This is a genomic window from Micromonospora sp. NBC_01405, from assembly GCF_045040155.1.
GTDB lineage: Bacteria > Actinomycetota > Actinomycetes > Mycobacteriales > Micromonosporaceae > Micromonospora.
Genome location: NZ_CP109532.1, coordinates 2178894 through 2195218, shown reverse-complemented (window position 1 = coordinate 2195218; position 16325 = coordinate 2178894). Strand labels below are relative to the sequence as shown.

Genomic DNA, 16325 nt, shown 5'->3' with positions numbered 1-16325 from the left:
GTTGCTGGAATGACGCCATCCCCACGGCCGCTGTCCACGCCGGGCTGGTGCCTGGTCCGGGTGCCGGTGCTGCCGGCCGTGCCTTGCGACGACTCGTCGCCCCGGGTCGGCGAGATGTCGCGGCGGCTGCTGGAACTGGCCGTGGAGTACGCCACCACCTTCCAGCGCTCCGGGGATGACGACCGCGACTGGCAGGACCAGCCGACCCGAATGGCGATCTACGGCAACCGGGCCCGATTTCGGCCTACCCCGTTCGGAATGTTCGGCTTCAGCATGCTCGCCGACCTTGTCGACGGTGATTCCACGACACAGATCGACCTCGCGACCGAGATCCGGCTGGCGCGCCTCGACCTGCCCCGGCCGACCGGGAACTGGTTCGTCAATCCCACCCTCGTCGCCGATGCCGGCCGCTGGTCGTACGTGCGTCCGGACCGGGGCGGTACGACGTCGTTGTCGGACGATCCGACGATCTGCCGGCTCGCCGAGCTGCTCGGTGAACAGCGTGCCGCTGCACCGCGCTCCGCTGCCGACTGGGCTGCCGACCTCGGCGATGACGGCACGGCGCAGTTCGACCTCTGCGTACGCCGGCACCTGCTGTTGCCGGAGCACGCGCCGGAGATGCTGGTGGGGACCGCCGTGGCTGCCTCGCCCGCGGATCCGGTGAAGGCGGTGCTCGCCGAGGAGCGGCCCTTCCGCCCCGACCAGTTCGTGGACGCGTTCAGCGAGGTCCGGCCCCGCCTCGACCGCGGCCCGGTGGAGGCGCTGGTCGACGGCGTCGCCCAGATGATGCGGGTGCCGTGGCCGTCCGACCGGCTCGAACGGGTCAGGGAGTACGTGGGCGGCATGTTCTCCGGCGGCGCGGTGCCGCTGACCTGGCTGCTGACCGCACCGGTGGACCACTCGCTGGGTAGTTGGCGGCGACCGCCGACGCCCTCGGAGACCCCCGACCTCCCGGATGCGCCGCGGCGGCTGTTCGTGCCCCCTCGCCGCCGCGACAACAGCGCGGTGGAGTGGTGGAACGACGCGGTCACGCTGGACCAGTGGCGGGCGGGGCAACCCGAGCGGGCCAATGCCGGGATCTCCGATCCCGCGGGCTCGACCCGACCCCGGTTCGGCATGGCCTGCGGCGCGCTCCTGGCCGAGCCGTGCTCCGGTGCCGATGCCTGGCTGAAGATGATCATGCCGGGGTTCTGGGGCGGGCCGGGGGCAAGGTTCGGCGAGCATCTGCGCGTCCCGGATCTCTGCGCCAGGGTGGAGGACGCCGGCCGGCTCGCCGTCGAGATCGGCTGGATTCCGCTGGACCGGCGGGCGCCGCTGGCCCGACGGCGGGTCGGCGATCTGCCCCGACTCAACCTCAACCTGCCGCACCGTCCCGGCGACCTCCTCCTCACCGACCTGGCGGTCGTCGTCGTGGACGGGCGGCTCCAGCTGATCAACCGCGCCGACGGGCGCTTCGTGGAACTACGCTGGGACAGCCCGCTGTCGTTGAGTCACGATCTCAACCCCTGGGCGGTCAGGTTGCTCGGGCTGCTCATGGACGAGGCCGCCGACACGATACCGGCCGCCGACCCGAGCCAGTGGCGGTCGCCGGGTGGCATGAATCCGCGCATCACCGCCGGTCGTTGCCTGCTTGCCCGCCGTGGCCTGGTGCTGAACGCCCGGCACCGGGCCGACCTGCTCGAGTTGGCCGCCGATCCCGTCGGGCTCTGCGACGTCCTGACCGAAGTCGGGCTGGGATCCACGGTGGAGCTGACCGAGGGCGCGGACCTCACCATGCGGATCGACCTCACCGACGCCGTGCAACGACGGTGGTTCATCCAGCGGCTGCGCCGCGAGGGCAGGCTCCAGCTGCACGAGGCGCTGCCGGTGAGAACGCCGGTGTGGTCCGATCTCGGCGGCCACGTGCACGACCTCTGGGTGCCCTGGTCGTACCGGGAGTCGACGGTGAGCCGGCCGCTGTCACGGACCCGGCTCGTGGACCGGCTGCCTGTGGCGGACCCGGACTGGACCAGCTGGTACGTGTACGCCCCGGACCGGGCGGTGGAGACGTGGCTGGCCAGGGCTGGCGTCATGGCGCTCATGCGCCGGGCCGAGCTGTTCTACATCCGGTACCGGGACGAACGGCCTCACCTGCGGGTACGCGTGCGTTCCTCGGCCGCGACCGAGACGTTGCTCGCCGATCTGCGCACCCACCTGGCCAGACTGGTGCCGCAGCAACCGTGGGAGGTCGAGGTCCGCGCCTGGGTGCCGGAGGACTACCGGTACGGCGGCCCGGCATGCCGGGCGGACACCCTGCGACATTTCTGCGGCGACTCGGCATGGTGGGTGGGGCGGCTCACCGCCGGCCCGGACCAGGCGGGCCGGTACGCGCTGGCGGTGTCCCGGATCGCGGCCTGGTGCCGGCAACTCGGCGGGGACGACGGAGCCCTCGACCTGCTGTGCGATCTGCGCGGGCTGGATCCGCGGTTGCCCAGTTCCCTGGCCCAGCGGGACTGGATGGCGGCCTTCCGTTCGGCCCGGCCCGATCTGGAGCGGGCCCTGGACTTCGTACTCGCCGAGCCTGACCCGACGCTCGGCCATCTCGTGGAAATGAACGAGGACGCCCGCCGTCTGGCGCTCAGCAGCATGATCCACATGACCATCAACCGAGGGCTTCCGCTCGGACAGGCGGTGAGCCGCGAGCCGGAGATCGTGATGGCAGCGGCGCGGCTGTTGAAGGGCCGGATGGCCCGGGTGCCACGGGGCGGGACCGGGCATGCCTGAGGTCGACGCCGCGCGTCGGCTGCTCCGCCGGCTGATGACGCATCTCCGCCAACGTGGCAACGCGACCGTGGATGCGCTGGCTGCCCTGGCTCTCCTCGCGTCGCGGCTCGACCACCGTCCGCTGGCTGGGTCGCTGACCCAGCTCGCGTTGCGCGGCGAGCCCGTTTCCGACCACCGGGTCACCTGGCTGCTGCACCGTCTGGTGGACGACTGCCTCGCTTCGCCTGCCGGCCACCTGGATGTGCCGGCGTCGACCGCCCCGGCGGCTGCCGAGGTGCTGACCGCCCAGTACCGGCGCTTCGTCGATGCCGGCGAGCTGGATCCGATCAACGGTGCCGGGGGCATCGGGATCACGCTGTGGGACGTGGCGGGCCCGACGGCGCGTGACGAACTCGCACCCGCGCTCACCCGGACCGCCCTCGGCATCCTGCGGGTGCCGTCGAACGGGCTCTACCACGGCCGCAGCGGTGGCATCCTGCTGCTACGAATGCTCGGCCGCCGGTATGGCCGGGACGAGGTGCTGACCGGCCCGGTCGACGCCCTGGTCCGTGACATCGAGCGGCTGGAGCCGGCGGTGCTCGACACCGGTGGCCTGGGCGCCGGCGGGGTCACCCTGTGCTCCGGCCTGCCAGGGATGCTGGCCGCGCTGGGCCCGGACGCCGAACCGGCCGTGCTGGAGCGGGTAGTCCGAGCGCCGATCACCCAGGCGTCCCTGCGTCGGCTCGACGAGTTGCTCGTCGACGAGACCGCCGACGTCACCTTCTGCCACGGCCTCGCCGGGCTGAGCCTCGCCATCCGGCTCTCGCCATGCTGGGCGGGGCTCGTCGGCGCCGATCGGGCGAGCGCGCTGGCGGCCCGGCTCTCGGCCCACCTCGACCGGGTCGACGGGCAGGCGGTGGCCGACGTCTTCGACACGCCGTACGTTCTTTCCGTGCTCAGCGGACCGGTCGGGGTGGCGCTGGCGCTGGCGGAGACCGAGACCAGCACCCCGCCGTGGTGGGGGAGCGGGGTGAGCCTGGGCGACGGCACGTCCGCCGTGGCCGGAACACGAGTGATCGGAGTCCCCGTATGACAGTCAGCCTGCAGACGCAGGACAACGACTGCGGGGTACAGGCCCTGGTCACCAGCCTGAAGCTGCTGGGCCACGACTTCCCCGAGCCGGCGTTGCGGGACGCGTTGGCCGTACGTGGAGCGCTCTCCATGCGGGACCTGCGGGACACCTCGGCCGAGGTCTGCGGCGTTCGCTACCGCGCCCGGCGGGACTGCCCTTTCGACGCGCTGACCCCCGGCGCCATCGTTCACCTGCGGGCTGACCACTTCATCACCGTCGAACGTCGGCGGCGGCGCCAGGTGCGGATCTTCGATCCGTCGTTCGGTCACGCGTGGCTCGACGAGCGCGGCTACCGCGAGCGGTCCTCCGGCTGGGTGCTGCTGCCGGGTCCCCAGCCGGTCACGCCAGGTGCCGGCGACCAGCCTGCGGCGCGGGTCACGTCGGCCGGGCGCGCCCGCCGGTCGGCCCGGGCCTCGTGGCTGTGGCCGCTGGTGCGTTCCGGAGAGCTCAGCTTCCGCCAGGTCGTGCCGCTGCTCGTGATGAGCCTCGTGCTCTACACCGGCCTGACCATGCTCAACCTGGTCCTGCTGCCGTACCTGAACCAGGTCGCGGCCGGTGGCCGGGTGGCCGCCGGCCCCCTGGCCGCCGCCCTCATCACCTTCTTCGTCGCGCTGAGCGTGCTGTTCTGGCTGCGGCACCGGCAGCTCACAGCGGTCGGGCTGGCGTTCGACCGGGCGATGCTCGGTAACCTCGTCGATCGGCTGACCCGCACCTCGGCGACGACCGAGATGACCTCGGGTGGGGTCCTGCACCGGGTGCAGAGCGCCCGGGAGGTGCGGGAGGCCGGCACCACCCTGGCCCTGTCGATGTTCACCGACGCCATCGCCGTGGTGATCCTGCTGGCGTTCATGGCGTCGATGTCGCTGCCGCTCACCGGCGTGGTGGCGGCCCTCGGCGCCCTGCACATCGGGGTGACGCTGCTCGCCCGAAGGCCGATCAGCCGTCATTACGACGAGCAACTGCGCCTGGACGGTGAGGTCCAGGATGTCCTGATCACCACGACCCGAGGACTGACCACCTTCCGTGGTCTCGGGGCCGTCTCACACCTGAGGGCCGAACACGCCCGACGGCTTGATCTGCTGCACGAGTCGGTACGAGCGTTGCAGTACCGGCTCTCCTGGGTGTACGGGCCGAGTGAGGCCCTGCGCTTCTCCGGCCTGTACGTGATTCTCATCGTGGGGTCGGTGCTGGCCGCGACGGGGCTGGTCAGCACGGGCGAGCTGTTCGGATTCCTCACCCTCGGCGGGACGGTGCTGTTCTCGGTCATCTCCATCGCGCAGACCCTGCCGGCCGTCGCCCAGTTGGAGCGGCAGCTGCGTTACGTGGCGACGCTGCTGACGCTGCCGGCGATGCCGGCCGGCACGCACACCCGGCCGGTGCCGGACGCGCCGGCGGTGGAGCTGGACGGTGTGCGTGTCTGCCGCCCCAGGGACGGCTTCGACCTGCGGCTCGACCTGCGTGTCGAGCGGGGTGAGACGGTCACCGTCGGCGGGGTGAGCGGCGTCGGCAAGTCCACGATGGCGCACATCGTCAGCGGGCTGGACCCGGCGCCGGCCGGCCGGGCCGTCATCTACGGTGTGCCGGCCGGCGACTGGGACCCGGACGAGTTGCGGCCGTTGGTCTGTTACGTGCCGCCCCGCTCCGACTTCCTGCACACCACGATTCGCGACAGCCTCTGCGCCGGCGCGAACGAGTTGGACGACCAGGAAATCCGAAACATGCTCACGTTGATGGAGCTGGACGAGGTGATGCGCCCGCTGCGGCTGGGGCTGCGCACCACGCTGCGGATCAACGGCGCCACCTTCAGCGCGGGCGAGGTGCAGCGGTTCGCGTTGGCCCGGGCGCTGCTGCGCCGACCATCGCTGTTGATCCTCGACGAGGCGACCAACTCCCTCGACCGCGAGATGGAACTGCGGCTGCTGACCGCCGTCCGGCAGCGGGTGGAGACGCTGATGGTGGTCAGCCACCGGCCGGTCGGCGAGCACCTGGGCAGCCGGCACCTGACCGTCGTACGCGATCAGGACGGTGTCTCCCGGGTGGTGGCCGGTGGCTGAGCCGTTGCGCGGGGTGCACGCCTATTGGCGGATTCCCAGCCGGCATCCGCGCCCCTACCGGCAGTTGTCCTGCGCCACCTGGCTGCTGAGCATCCTGTCCTGGCAGCGGCACGCCGGTCCGATCGACCTGTACGCCGACCCGCCGACGATCGACTGGCTCGATCAACTCGGCTGGCTCGGCTACTACGACCGGACGGAGGTCCTCGACGACGCCGGGCTGGACCGACACTACGATCGGCTCGCCTGCTTCGCGTTGCCGAAGCTGCTCGCCCTCGATCGCTTTCCCGAGTCGGTGCTCGTCGACACCGATGCCTACCTGCGCGTCGGCCTGCGCCCGCAGGGGCCCGGTTCGCTCTTCGCCCACCTGGAACGCGGCGACGTCGACTTCTACACCCGGCTGCGCGAACTCGCCAACCCGGCCGGGGTGGATCTGCCCGACTCGCTGGCGCTGGTCGGCAACACCTCGCTGTTCCGGGCCGCCGACCCCGACCTGGCCCGTCGGATCAGCCGCACCGGGCTGTCCTTCCTGGCCGACAACCCGTCCACCCCGGGACGCGACATCCACTCGCACATGACCGTCGCCGAACAGGTGCTCGCCACGCACCTCACGATCACCGCTGGGCATCCCGTGGTGAACGTCTTCGGCGCGGTCTGGTCGCCGCAGACGCTCACCTGGATGACCGACCCCCCGAACTTCGGCCACCTGTGGAGCATCAAGCGCGGGCCGCAGGTGGCGACGCTGGTCGCCGCGTACGCGTCGGTCACCCGAATTCTGCGCGACGAGTACGGGGTCGCACCGGATCGGGTACGCACGGCGCTGGAGCAGGTGTGAGCCGGGCGGGCCTGTTCGACAGGCTGGCGAACGCGGGCGCCATCGTGACGTCGGCGGCATCGGCGGCGTCGACCGTGCCCGGTGGACATCCGCCGGAATGGGTGGTGGAGCCCACGTCGCTGACCCAGCTCGGCGCCGTGATCCGGATCCTCAACGACAGCGCGGTCCCGTGGCGGGTCGACAGTCGCGGGCGCAACTGGGGGTACGACGACTCCCGCGTGCGCACGCCCGGCGTGATCGTCCGGCTGGCCCGACTGGACCGGCTCAGCCTGGATGTCGAGATCGGTCTCGCCACGGTGCAGCCCGGGGTGACCTTCGCCAAGTTGAAGGCGACACTGACCGACGCCGGAGCGCCGTTCTACCTGCCGCCGCCGGGTTCCGGACCACACACCTCCGTCCTCGGCAACGCCCTCGACCGGGGGCTGCTCTCCGGGCTCGGCGAACGGGAGCGGCACTGCCGGGACTTCCTGGTGATGGAGCGCGACGGTTCGATGCACCGGCTGGGCTGGACCGGTGCGGAGGACGCGCGGGTCCGGGGCGCCCTGCCCTACCCACCCGGTCCGCACGGCCAGGGAGCGCTGTTCCAGACCGGCGGGTACGGCCCGATCGTGGTGGAGCTGACCCATGTCCTCCAGGCGGCGCCGGCGCAGGCGATGCGGCTGGTGGTGCTCTCCGAGCCGGCCCTGACCGAGGAACTGGTGCGTTGTTGGCGTGAGCTGCTCGTGGAAGGGCTGGCGAGTAGTTCCATCCTGGCACCGCAGGCGCGTCGGCGGGCGCAGGGGATCGCCACCGCCCACGACGGGCTCGTCCTCGATTTGTCCGTCACCGCCGGCTCCGTGGCGACCCTGCGGGCCAAGGCCGCGGACGTCCAGCGGCTGGTCCGCGAGCACGGGCAGCGGCTGGCGCTGCGGGTCTCGGAGCACCCCGACGACCTGCGCATCGTCGGCGGTGACAGCGAGCACCCGGAGGAAGTCGCCCAGCTCGCCGAAGGGCTGGAGTGGCACACGGCGACGCTGCCGTTCGCTCCGTCGATGGTCGTCGCCTTCGCGCACGCCGTGCAGGCAGAGGCGGTGCTGGCGGACACGCCGTGGTCCCTGCGCCCGCTCGACGACCGGGCAGTGGTCTGGCTGTCCCCGTTCGTCTACCGCAAGGACGATCCGGCCGGCGTCGAGCTGCTTCGCCGCCGGACTGCCGCCTTCGAACGCATCCGTGGCGAATTCGGGCTGCCCTCGTACCGGTCCGGCGGGGTGCGTGGCGGGCGATGAAACACCTTCTCGTCGTCAGCGTGCACCGCATCTCCACCGGGCAGTCGGGCGAGGCGATCCACCTCCGGCAGCTCGCTGCGACACTGCGGACCACCGGTGAGCGGGTGACGGTGCTGGACGGGCCGATGGACCCCGGCGCGGCGGGCAGCGGTCATGGCGCGGCGCTGCGCTCCCTGGCGGGATCACTCGACCGGCTGCTCCACCAGGACCGTCCGGATGCGGCCCTGCTCTGGGGGCATCTCGGTGAGGAAACCGTGTTGGCGCAGCGGCTGCGGGCGGCGGGCGTGCCGATCGTGTTGGAGCATCCCGCGGCCGACCTCCGGCCCGTCGCGCAGACGCTCCGCCTCGTCGACGAAGTCGTGGTCCCGTCCCGATTCGCCCGAGACCTCTTCCTCGGGCAGACCGGTCGGAATGCCCGGCCGATCGAGCCGCTGCTGCGCCCATGCTCCTGTGCACCCGGCGCGGACCCCGCCGGCTCCGCCCGGTCCGGCCCGTACCGGCTCACCTTCGTCAACCCGGAGCCGGCCAAGGGTCTCGGTGTGGTGATGCACCTGGTCGCAGCCGCCATCCGGGCGAACCTGCCGTTCCGCTTCCGCTTCGTGGAGGGGCGTTGGACCGCCGCCGACCTGGCCGCTGAGGGCATCATCGCGGCGGAACTGCCGTGCGTCGAGGTCGTCGGCTACCGCGCCGACGTCTGTTCGCTGTACGCCGAGACGGACCTGCTGCTGGCGCCGAGCCTGTGGCGGGAGAGTTTCGGGATGATCGCCCGCGAGGCCGTGGTGCACGGTGTGCCCGTCGTCGCCACCCGGACCGGCGGGTTGCCCGAGGCCGTCGGCCACGGCGGGATCTGCCTCGATCCGCCGGAGTGCGGCGATGACTACCTGGTACGGATGACCGGGGACGAGGTCCGGGCGTGGCTGTCCGCTGTCGTGGACGGGCTGCGCCGTGGGCGCCGGCCTCAGCCGGAGTTACTGTCCCGGGCCACCGCCGAGAGCGTCCAGTCGTACCGCGAAGTGCTGTCGGGACGCGCGGCGGCGTGAGGACGCCGCTCGGCGCGCCACCCCGGCAACGCCGTGACCGTGACAGCGGCGCTGCCGTCCGGCGCGGCCCTCTCGTCAAGATCGAGCTTGGGATCCTGCCGCAGTATGGCCAGCTCCAGGTCGCGGAGCAGCGGGCCGGGGTCGAGCCCGTGCTGATCGGCGAGCATCTCGCAGCCCTGCCGGGCCACCCGGAGCGCCTCAAGCTGCCGGCCACAGCGATACAGCGCAATCATGAGCTGGGTGCGCAGGCGTTCGCGCAGCGGATACTCGGCGACGTACCGGGTCAGTTCGGCGATGAGCTCATGGTGTCTTCCGAGGGTCAGCTCAAGGCCGAGGAGCCATTCCAGGTCGGCGAGGCGTCTCTCCTCCAGATGCAACCGGCCGGGTTCGACGAAGTCGGCGGCCGCACCGGAGAGCGGCGTTCCCCGCCAGAGCGCCAATGCCTCGCGCATGAGCTTGCGGGCATTCTCCAGGAGGCCCCGCTCACCCTCGACCCGAGCCGTCGTGGTCAGGGTCGTGTACCTCGCCAGGTCGAGCTGGTCGGCCGCCAGCGCCAGCACATATCCGCCGGGCTGGGTGACGATCGGCTCGGTGGCGATGTCGGCCTGCTGGATGCTCCGGCGCAGCGCCCAGATCTCCGACTGGATCTGGGCTCTCGCCGTCGACGGCGGGCTGACTCCCCAGATCGCCGCGGCCAGCTGGTCGACCGACACCACCTGGTTGGCGTGCAGCAGCAGGTAGGCCAGCACCGCCCGCCGGCGGGGCCGATCCACGTTGACCGGGGAGTCGTGAGCCGTGACACCCACCGGGCCCAGTAGTGTGAAGCGCAGGGTCATGATGCTCTGCCCGGGGACAGCGGTGCCGGGCTGCCGCCCTCGCAACCGGTGATCGGATCGCCCGTCTTCGGAAGCCGATGACAGTCCAATGGGGTATCCATTGTGGGTGTTCTCCTCGCGAGGCTGGGCAAGCCGTTCGGGAGCATTCTCGTGGGTAGGTGTCCGTCGGCACCCGAGATCGATGACTACTCCCATCGCGTGGAAGCTAATGACGGGCTGGTACGCGGGACCGACGTCCGGCTTCCCGTAGTTGTCCCGTACCGGTTCCTTACCGTTCCGCCTGGTCAAAATCGGGTGGCCGGTGGCCGAAGCCACCGTCGGGTGAGGGCGTCCGCCATCCGGTCCGCACCTGCGGCGCGATAGATGGTCACTGCCTCGTCGACCAACCGACTCGCCGTCCGGGAATCCTGCCCGGCAAGGCAGTGGGCGTGCACCGCCAGGGCATCCGCTTCAAGAAGGCGGAAGCCGTGCGTCCGTGCCGTGTCGCGGGCCAGCTCGCAGGCCCGCTGCGCGGCGTCGCGGTCGCCGGTGCAGAGGAACGTGCCGGCCAGGCCCACACCGGCGCGGGCGTCGAAATACGGGTAGTGGTGCTGCCTCGCCATGGCCTGCGACTGGAGCAGGCACCGCGTCGCCTCCGACACGTCCAGGCCGGCCAGGTGCGCCTCGCCCAGTGTGGTCAGCAACGCCACCTGGGCACGCTGGTCGCGGACGATCAGGGCGACGTCGTAACCCTCCCGGGCCGCGCTGACGGCGGCGACCGGGGCGGCCTGCTGCCGGTGGAGTTGGCTGATCTCGTCCAGGGTGGACAACTCTCCGTGCATGTTCGAGCGCAGTCGGTAGCCGGCCAGTGCCGCTGTCAGATGAGATGCGGCCTCGTCGAACTCGCCGAGTTGACGCAGCACCATGCCGAGGTTTCCCCGCGTCGACAGCGCAGACGCCTCCCGGCCGGCCCGCTCGTTGATCCGTAGCGCGGCGGTGAAGCACTCGGCGGCGGGCCGGAGCCGCCCCTGATCCGCGTACATGGCGCCCAGACCGCTGAGCGCGAGAGACCGGACGTACCCGGCGCTCTCGTCACCGCACAGGGTGAGCGCGCGTCGATACGAGGTGTGGGCGTCGTCGAGCAGGCCCTGCTCCGCCTGTACGACGCCGATGCTGTGCCACAGGTACGCCGCGGCCTCATGCCATGCGCCCGCCTCGGCCAGCAGCGCGCCCGCCAGGTAGTCGTCCAGTGCCTCCCGGTGGCGACCCAGGGCCCACATGGCCTGCCCGCGGCTGATGAGCAGCGCGGCCTGTGCGGCTTCGTCCGCTGCCTCCGCAGCGACCCGCAGACCGGCTTCCGCCGTTCGCAGCCACCGATCCACATGCCGCCGGACGAGGAAATATCCCCGTAGCTGGTCGGCGATCTGCCAGCTCAGCGGGTCCGGACCCCGCGTGGCGGTCTGCTCGACCAGGGCCACCAGCGCGGCGACCTCCCGGTCCAGCCACTCCAGCGCCCGGTCCTGTCCCGTGAAGGCATCGGCCCGCCCGGGGACGGTGGTCGGTAGTTGGACCGTGTGTGGGGAGACCCACCCCATCGCGGCGATCAGGTGTTCCAGATGCCAGGCGTGCAGACGCCTCCGGCCGGCGTCGCGCTCGCCGGGATCACCGTCGGCGAGCAGCTTGCCGGCGTACAGCCCGAGCAGGTCGTGGAACCTGAATCGATCTGCGGTCAGTTGGAGCAGCATGTTGCCATCCAGGAGCTCGCCGACGACGGAGTCCGTCGCGACCGGGTCCAGGCCGAGCGCCTCCGCGGTGGCATCGAGACCGAAGTCGTCACCGGGATGCAGGGCACAGAGCCGAAACGCCCGCCGTGCGGCTTCGCTGAGGTCCTGGTAGCTGAGCTGGAAGCTGGCCAGGACGCTGGAGTCGCCGACGCTCAGTTCGGCCAGCCGCCCGTTCACGTCCCGCAGCCGCCGGGCCAGATCGGCGGTGCTCCAGGCGGGCCGGTTCGCGAGCCGGGCGGCCACGATGCGAAGTGCCAGCGGCAGCTTCCCGCACGCCAGCGCGACCTCCTGGGTCGAGCGGGGATCTGCTTGCGGCCGGCTGCCGCAAGCATCCGCGAACAGCTTCACGGCGTCCGAGATGGGCAGCGTCGGGACGTCGACGACGGTCGCGCCGGCGAGGTCCGGCAGTCGCCACCGGCTCGTGACCAGCACGTCACAATGGCCGGGACCGGGAAGCAGCGGCCGTACCTGCGCCGCCTCCCGCGCGTTGTCGAGAATGATCAACATTCGGCGGTCGGCCAGCTCGCTGCGCAGAGACGCCGACGCCTCGGCCTCATCCACGCCAACCTGGCGAGCAGGCACGCCCAGGGCGCGCAGGAACCGTCCAAGCACCTCCATGGGTGCGACGGCTGCCCCGGTTCCGCCCCGCAGGTCGGCGTAGAGCTGCCCATCCGGGTAGCCGGTGCGCAACTGGTGCGCCGCCCTCAGGGCGAGGGCGGTCTTGCCCACTCCCGCAGCTCCGCTGAGCGTGACGATGTTGGGGGAGACCTGCCCCTCTTCGGACATACGTCGTTCGAACGCGGCCCTGATCGTGGTGAGCTCGGTGGCCCGTCCGACGAACCCCGGCGGCGGGGCGGGCGCCTGCTGGAGCACCGGGCGGCGCGCCGGCGCCGGGGCCGGCGACTCGCGGCGCTGCAACGCGTAGTCGTGCGCCTGCCGGAGCTTCGGGCTGGGCTCGATGCCCAGGTGCTCCACCAGGGCGGCACGAATCCGCTGGTAGGTGGCGAGCGCCTCGGCCTGCCGGCCGCTGGCTGACAGGACCATGATCAGCTCGGCGTGCACTGGCTCGTCCAACTCGAACTGCCAGGCCAACTCCCGCAACGGCGGCAGCACCTGCTCGCCGCCGCCGAATTCCCGGGCGAGCGCCGCCCAGCTGCGGAGGAGCTGTGCGTACTGATGCCGCAGAGCGGTGGTCACCGGAATGTCGCGCAGCGCCTCCACGTCCGGCTCGCCGCGCCACAGGAGCGCCGCTGCGGCGAAATGGTTGCTGGCCAGCTCGGGGTCGGCCTCGCCGGTGCCCAGCGCGATGAGCCGGCGAAACCGAAGCAGATCCAGTTGCCCCGGCGCGAGCGTGAGGCGGTAGCCATCGCCTGCCGCGCGGAGCACCCCCGTCGCGTCGTGGAGTCGCAGCTTCCGGCGGAGCCGGCCGACGTAGCTCTGCAGCAGTTGCTGGGCCCGCTGTGGCCGCTGGTAGCCCCACAGCAGCTCAATGAGTTCCTCGCGTCCCACCACCTCGCCGGCGTTCAGTGCCAGTCGCACGAGGATGCGGCGCTGCTTGGTGGAGGCCAGTTCCACCTCGTGCGGACCGCACCGCACCTGAAGTGGCCCGAGCACCGCCACCGAGATTTCGTCGACAGGGTCGCCGGGCACGGGCACGGGGTCGGGCTGCGGTGCCGGTTCCGTGCGGGCCGTTGCGGCTGCCCGCACCAGCTCAGCTCCCTCGCCGGACAGCCCCAGTGCCTCGATCATGGCGTGCAGCGATGCCCGGCGTGGAAGTCGGCTGCGGCCCTGCTCCAGATCACGAATGGTCGCGATGCTCACGCCGGCCCGGTCGGCCAGCTCCCGCTGCGTAACACCGGCGCGCTCGCGGGCTGCTCGCAGGATGACGCTGAACGGCACGTCCGGGGCCGCCCCGGGCGTCGAAAACGAAACTGCAGGAAGCGAGAACTCCCATGCCGGCACGGGGGCCGATGTTACAAGACCGGGGCAGGGCGGTGACGGGGGTCACCTCCGTCAGTTGAGCGGACAAGGGAATCAAGGCCCTCCGCCCGGGGCGGCTGCGTCTCGTCGGGCCGACGAGACGCAGCCGCGGACGCCGTTCACGGTACGACCGGTGGCCTGACCGCCGGGCCGGGTCAGCCGGAGGGATGCGGCCGTACTCCGAACGCCTCATGGGTAGCCGTCTTCCATCCGCCCGCTGTCGTAGGCGCTCGCCCCGGCCGGAGCCGCGATAGGCGGCGATCACGACGCTGGTGACTGTAGGAGGCCGCCTGTGCACCTGTCGCGAGCTGTGGATGTCGATCAAGTCATTCCACAATCGAGCAAAGCCGTTGTGGACAAACTGGCGACGTGGGCGGGAGCGTTCGAGAGGAAGAGCTGTGAGAACGGGTGCGGCGCTGGACGGGGGCACCGGAAGGCTTGGACGACGACTCCTGGCGGCTGTACACACGCCACTGGTCCCTGTACCGGCACAAGCGGCCAGTAACCGGTCGACGCCGCTTGGAAAGCTTCGAGAACCCGGGCAAGGCTGCTTCGAGGCATTTCTGCACCGCTCGCAGCGAAAGCGACGCCGGTCGCCGGCGCGACCATGTGGCGGTGCACGCTCATCGGTCGATCTGTGCGCTAAGCGCCGCGTCCCTTCGTTGCACACCGTGACGCGCGGATCGCGGCTACTTAGAGACTTGGTCCAGGATCGGTGTCCGGCCAGACTCGGTCCAGGTGCTCGGCGAGACGCTCCCACATTGCGGCTGCCCACCGGTGTCATTGGTGTGGCTCATGAGAGGTAGGTGCGTTGGCTGAAACCGCCTACCGGATTGCGATACCGCACCGCGAGTAGAGTCAAGGCGGACGGTGCGCAAGGGCGGTTCCTTGCACCCTTTTTCGGACGGGCGGTGTTCGCCGTGGCCGGGGCTGTCGTTGGCTGGGGGCTGGCAGGCTAGTTTGCTCGGATGGGTCTTCTCGATGACGTCGCGAGGCGTGACAGTTGGCGGTGCTGGGTGTGTGACGAGCCGGTTGACGCCGGCATGTCGGTGAACGACCCGCGTGGTCCCAGCGTCGACAGTCGCACCGCCGACAAGAAGGCCAAGGTCGTCGAGCGACTCGCGCACCGTGCCTGCAACACCCGCAAGGGCGCGGTCAAGGTGGTCATCGCCTGGCCGGACCGTCTGCACGTGGTGGAGCCCGCGCCGCTGATCACCGTCGCCGAGCGACTCGAACGCAAGGGTGGCCGTGAGCTGGTCGCCCGCTGTCCGAGCAGGAAGGACGCCCAGGAGGCGGCGGACTGGCTGGTCGACCGGTTCTCCCGGCTGGTGCCCGGACTGCCGGTGACCGCAAGCGTCGACGCGGGCGGCGGGCAGTACCTCGTCGCCCTGGCCACCGGCCGCCGCTGACCGGTGGCCCTGGTCGGCGGCGGGCCGCCGCCGACCAGGGCAGCCCGGACCCGAGCCACCACCAGCGCTGCTACACCACCCACGACACCCCGCCGCTCACACTGCGTCAACGGCAGCGAGCGGCTCGCACGTTCCCAACGGCAGTTGAGGATGCTCGGAGGGTTTCAACCAGCGCCTTGTCAGGCTGGCTGATGTCTCCGACCACCGCGTCGTCAGTTCGCGTGCCCTGCGGTGAATGTGGGGCGATTCCGGCTGGATACGGTGCGCGAGGCGCCCGGGAGGGCATGTGGGGCGACTCTGGCTCCAGCGCGGCCGGCAAAAACCTGATGGAGGCTTCGGCAAGTCACTTCCCGGGCCTGCAGCCAACCAGGCTGAAGCACTACGCCCCCTGTTCATCACTTGGCGCAGAAGGGTGCCTGCTTAGTCTGACGAACCACAGGTAGGTGGCGACAAATAATATGAGAATCAACGATATGCCAAGAGAAGTGACGGCCGCGATGGTCGGAATTCTAGAATCTCTGAATAGGGTGACGAATATGTATATCTGGAAAACTGCGAGAGCGGCGGTGCCTGCCCAAGCGTCAACGATTCTCATCGCCTGATGTAAGCGGTCAACTCCAGGATGCTCATTCACATCGAGACGTATTGGGCTGGCATGAGTCGACATCGGGCCTCTCCATGGGCTGAGCAGCGGTATCAGCCCGGAGGCCTGCCAGTTCGGTAGGTGCTTACCGGCCGCTTCGTCGAAGATGCGGCGATAGAAGGTGGAGAGTTGCAGGACGGTGACGGCGCGAAGAACCAGCAGCATCATGGCGACTGGGATGATGAGCCTCAAGGGTGAGATGTCATAAATTTTCATTCCCAGCAGTTCGGCTTCCAGGAGCTTGCTGTACGTCAGGATGATGAATACAGCTGCGAGGCCGAATCCACGTAACAGTGCTCGGCTGGCGTCTCGTCCCTGGTCTTCCTGAATTTGCAAGAGGCGCGACAAGAAAAAGCGTAGATCATCTTTGTCGACGTCATCGCCCTCAAAAAGCTTTGCAGCCCGCTGCTCAATCGAAAGGTCATCCATGGAAATGGATGTTATCGGGTGCGGGCAACGGTAGGGTGCGCGCGCAGGTGTAACGCAAACGATCATTTCCGATTCCGATCGTGCAGCGACATCGCCTTCGGGCTGCTGCGACTGTTGGGGCTTCAACTACCGACCGCAACTCGCCGGTGTGCCCGGAGGAGAGGCTGTGGCAGGTCAGTCCGGCCGCGGACTACGGCCGG

The 16325-nt window shown here is 70.5% G+C and carries 10 protein-coding genes; 7 read left to right on the top strand and 3 right to left on the bottom strand.

Going from position 1 to position 16325, the window contains the following annotated elements; translation table 11 throughout:
• The first annotated feature begins 9 nt into the window (after positions 1 to 9).
• Genes OG559_RS08655 through OG559_RS08630 form a run of 6 tightly spaced genes read left to right on the top strand, consistent with a single transcriptional unit; the run spans position 10 to position 9065 of the window.
• Positions 10 to 2763 carry a thiopeptide-type bacteriocin biosynthesis protein gene (locus OG559_RS08655; RefSeq protein ID WP_405114102.1) on the top strand — a complete coding sequence of 918 codons (2754 nt, stop codon included), beginning with the start codon at positions 10 to 12 and terminating at the stop codon, positions 2761 to 2763.
• Positions 2756 to 3835 (top strand): hypothetical protein, encoded by a 1080-nt coding sequence (locus OG559_RS08650; protein ID WP_405114100.1) that lies wholly within the window; start codon positions 2756 to 2758, stop codon positions 3833 to 3835. Before OG559_RS08655 ends, OG559_RS08650 begins: the two co-directional genes overlap by 8 nt.
• Positions 3832 to 5928 carry an ATP-binding cassette domain-containing protein gene (locus OG559_RS08645; RefSeq protein WP_405114098.1) on the top strand — a complete coding sequence of 699 codons (2097 nt, stop codon included), beginning with the start codon at positions 3832 to 3834 and terminating at the stop codon, positions 5926 to 5928. Before OG559_RS08650 ends, OG559_RS08645 begins: the two co-directional genes overlap by 4 nt.
• A complete protein-coding gene (locus OG559_RS08640) occupies positions 5921 to 6760 on the top strand; it encodes a hypothetical protein (protein WP_405114095.1) in 840 nt (279 codons plus the stop codon). Before OG559_RS08645 ends, OG559_RS08640 begins: the two co-directional genes overlap by 8 nt.
• On the top strand, positions 6757 to 8025 hold the full coding sequence (locus OG559_RS08635; RefSeq protein ID WP_405114093.1) for an FAD-binding protein: 1269 nt from the start codon (positions 6757 to 6759) through the stop codon (positions 8023 to 8025). The genes OG559_RS08640 and OG559_RS08635 overlap by 4 nt, the downstream gene beginning before the upstream one ends.
• Positions 8022 to 9065 (top strand): glycosyltransferase, encoded by a 1044-nt coding sequence (locus OG559_RS08630; protein WP_405114091.1) that lies wholly within the window; start codon positions 8022 to 8024, stop codon positions 9063 to 9065. The genes OG559_RS08635 and OG559_RS08630 overlap by 4 nt, the downstream gene beginning before the upstream one ends.
• Here the strand turns inward: OG559_RS08630 and OG559_RS08625 are convergent.
• Both OG559_RS08625 and OG559_RS08620 read right to left on the bottom strand, forming a co-directional pair.
• Positions 8984 to 9901 carry a BTAD domain-containing putative transcriptional regulator gene (locus OG559_RS08625; RefSeq protein ID WP_405114090.1) on the bottom strand — a complete coding sequence of 306 codons (918 nt, stop codon included), beginning with the start codon at positions 9899 to 9901 and terminating at the stop codon, positions 8984 to 8986. The genes OG559_RS08630 and OG559_RS08625 overlap by 82 nt on opposite strands.
• Before the next feature lie 284 nt (positions 9902 to 10185).
• Positions 10186 to 13563 carry a BTAD domain-containing putative transcriptional regulator gene (locus tag OG559_RS08620; protein WP_405114088.1) on the bottom strand — a complete coding sequence of 1126 codons (3378 nt, stop codon included), beginning with the start codon at positions 13561 to 13563 and terminating at the stop codon, positions 10186 to 10188.
• Positions 13564 to 14612: 1049 nt separating this feature from the next.
• Here OG559_RS08620 and OG559_RS08615 point away from each other — a divergent pair.
• A complete protein-coding gene (locus tag OG559_RS08615) occupies positions 14613 to 15053 on the top strand; it encodes a hypothetical protein (RefSeq protein WP_405114086.1) in 441 nt (146 codons plus the stop codon).
• A gap of 379 nt (positions 15054 to 15432) precedes the next feature.
• Here the strand turns inward: OG559_RS08615 and OG559_RS08610 are convergent, their stop codons facing one another.
• Complete coding sequence (locus OG559_RS08610; protein WP_405114084.1) at positions 15433 to 16125, bottom strand: hypothetical protein; 693 nt, start codon at positions 16123 to 16125, stop codon at positions 15433 to 15435.
• Between the last annotated feature and the right edge of the window lie 200 nt (positions 16126 to 16325).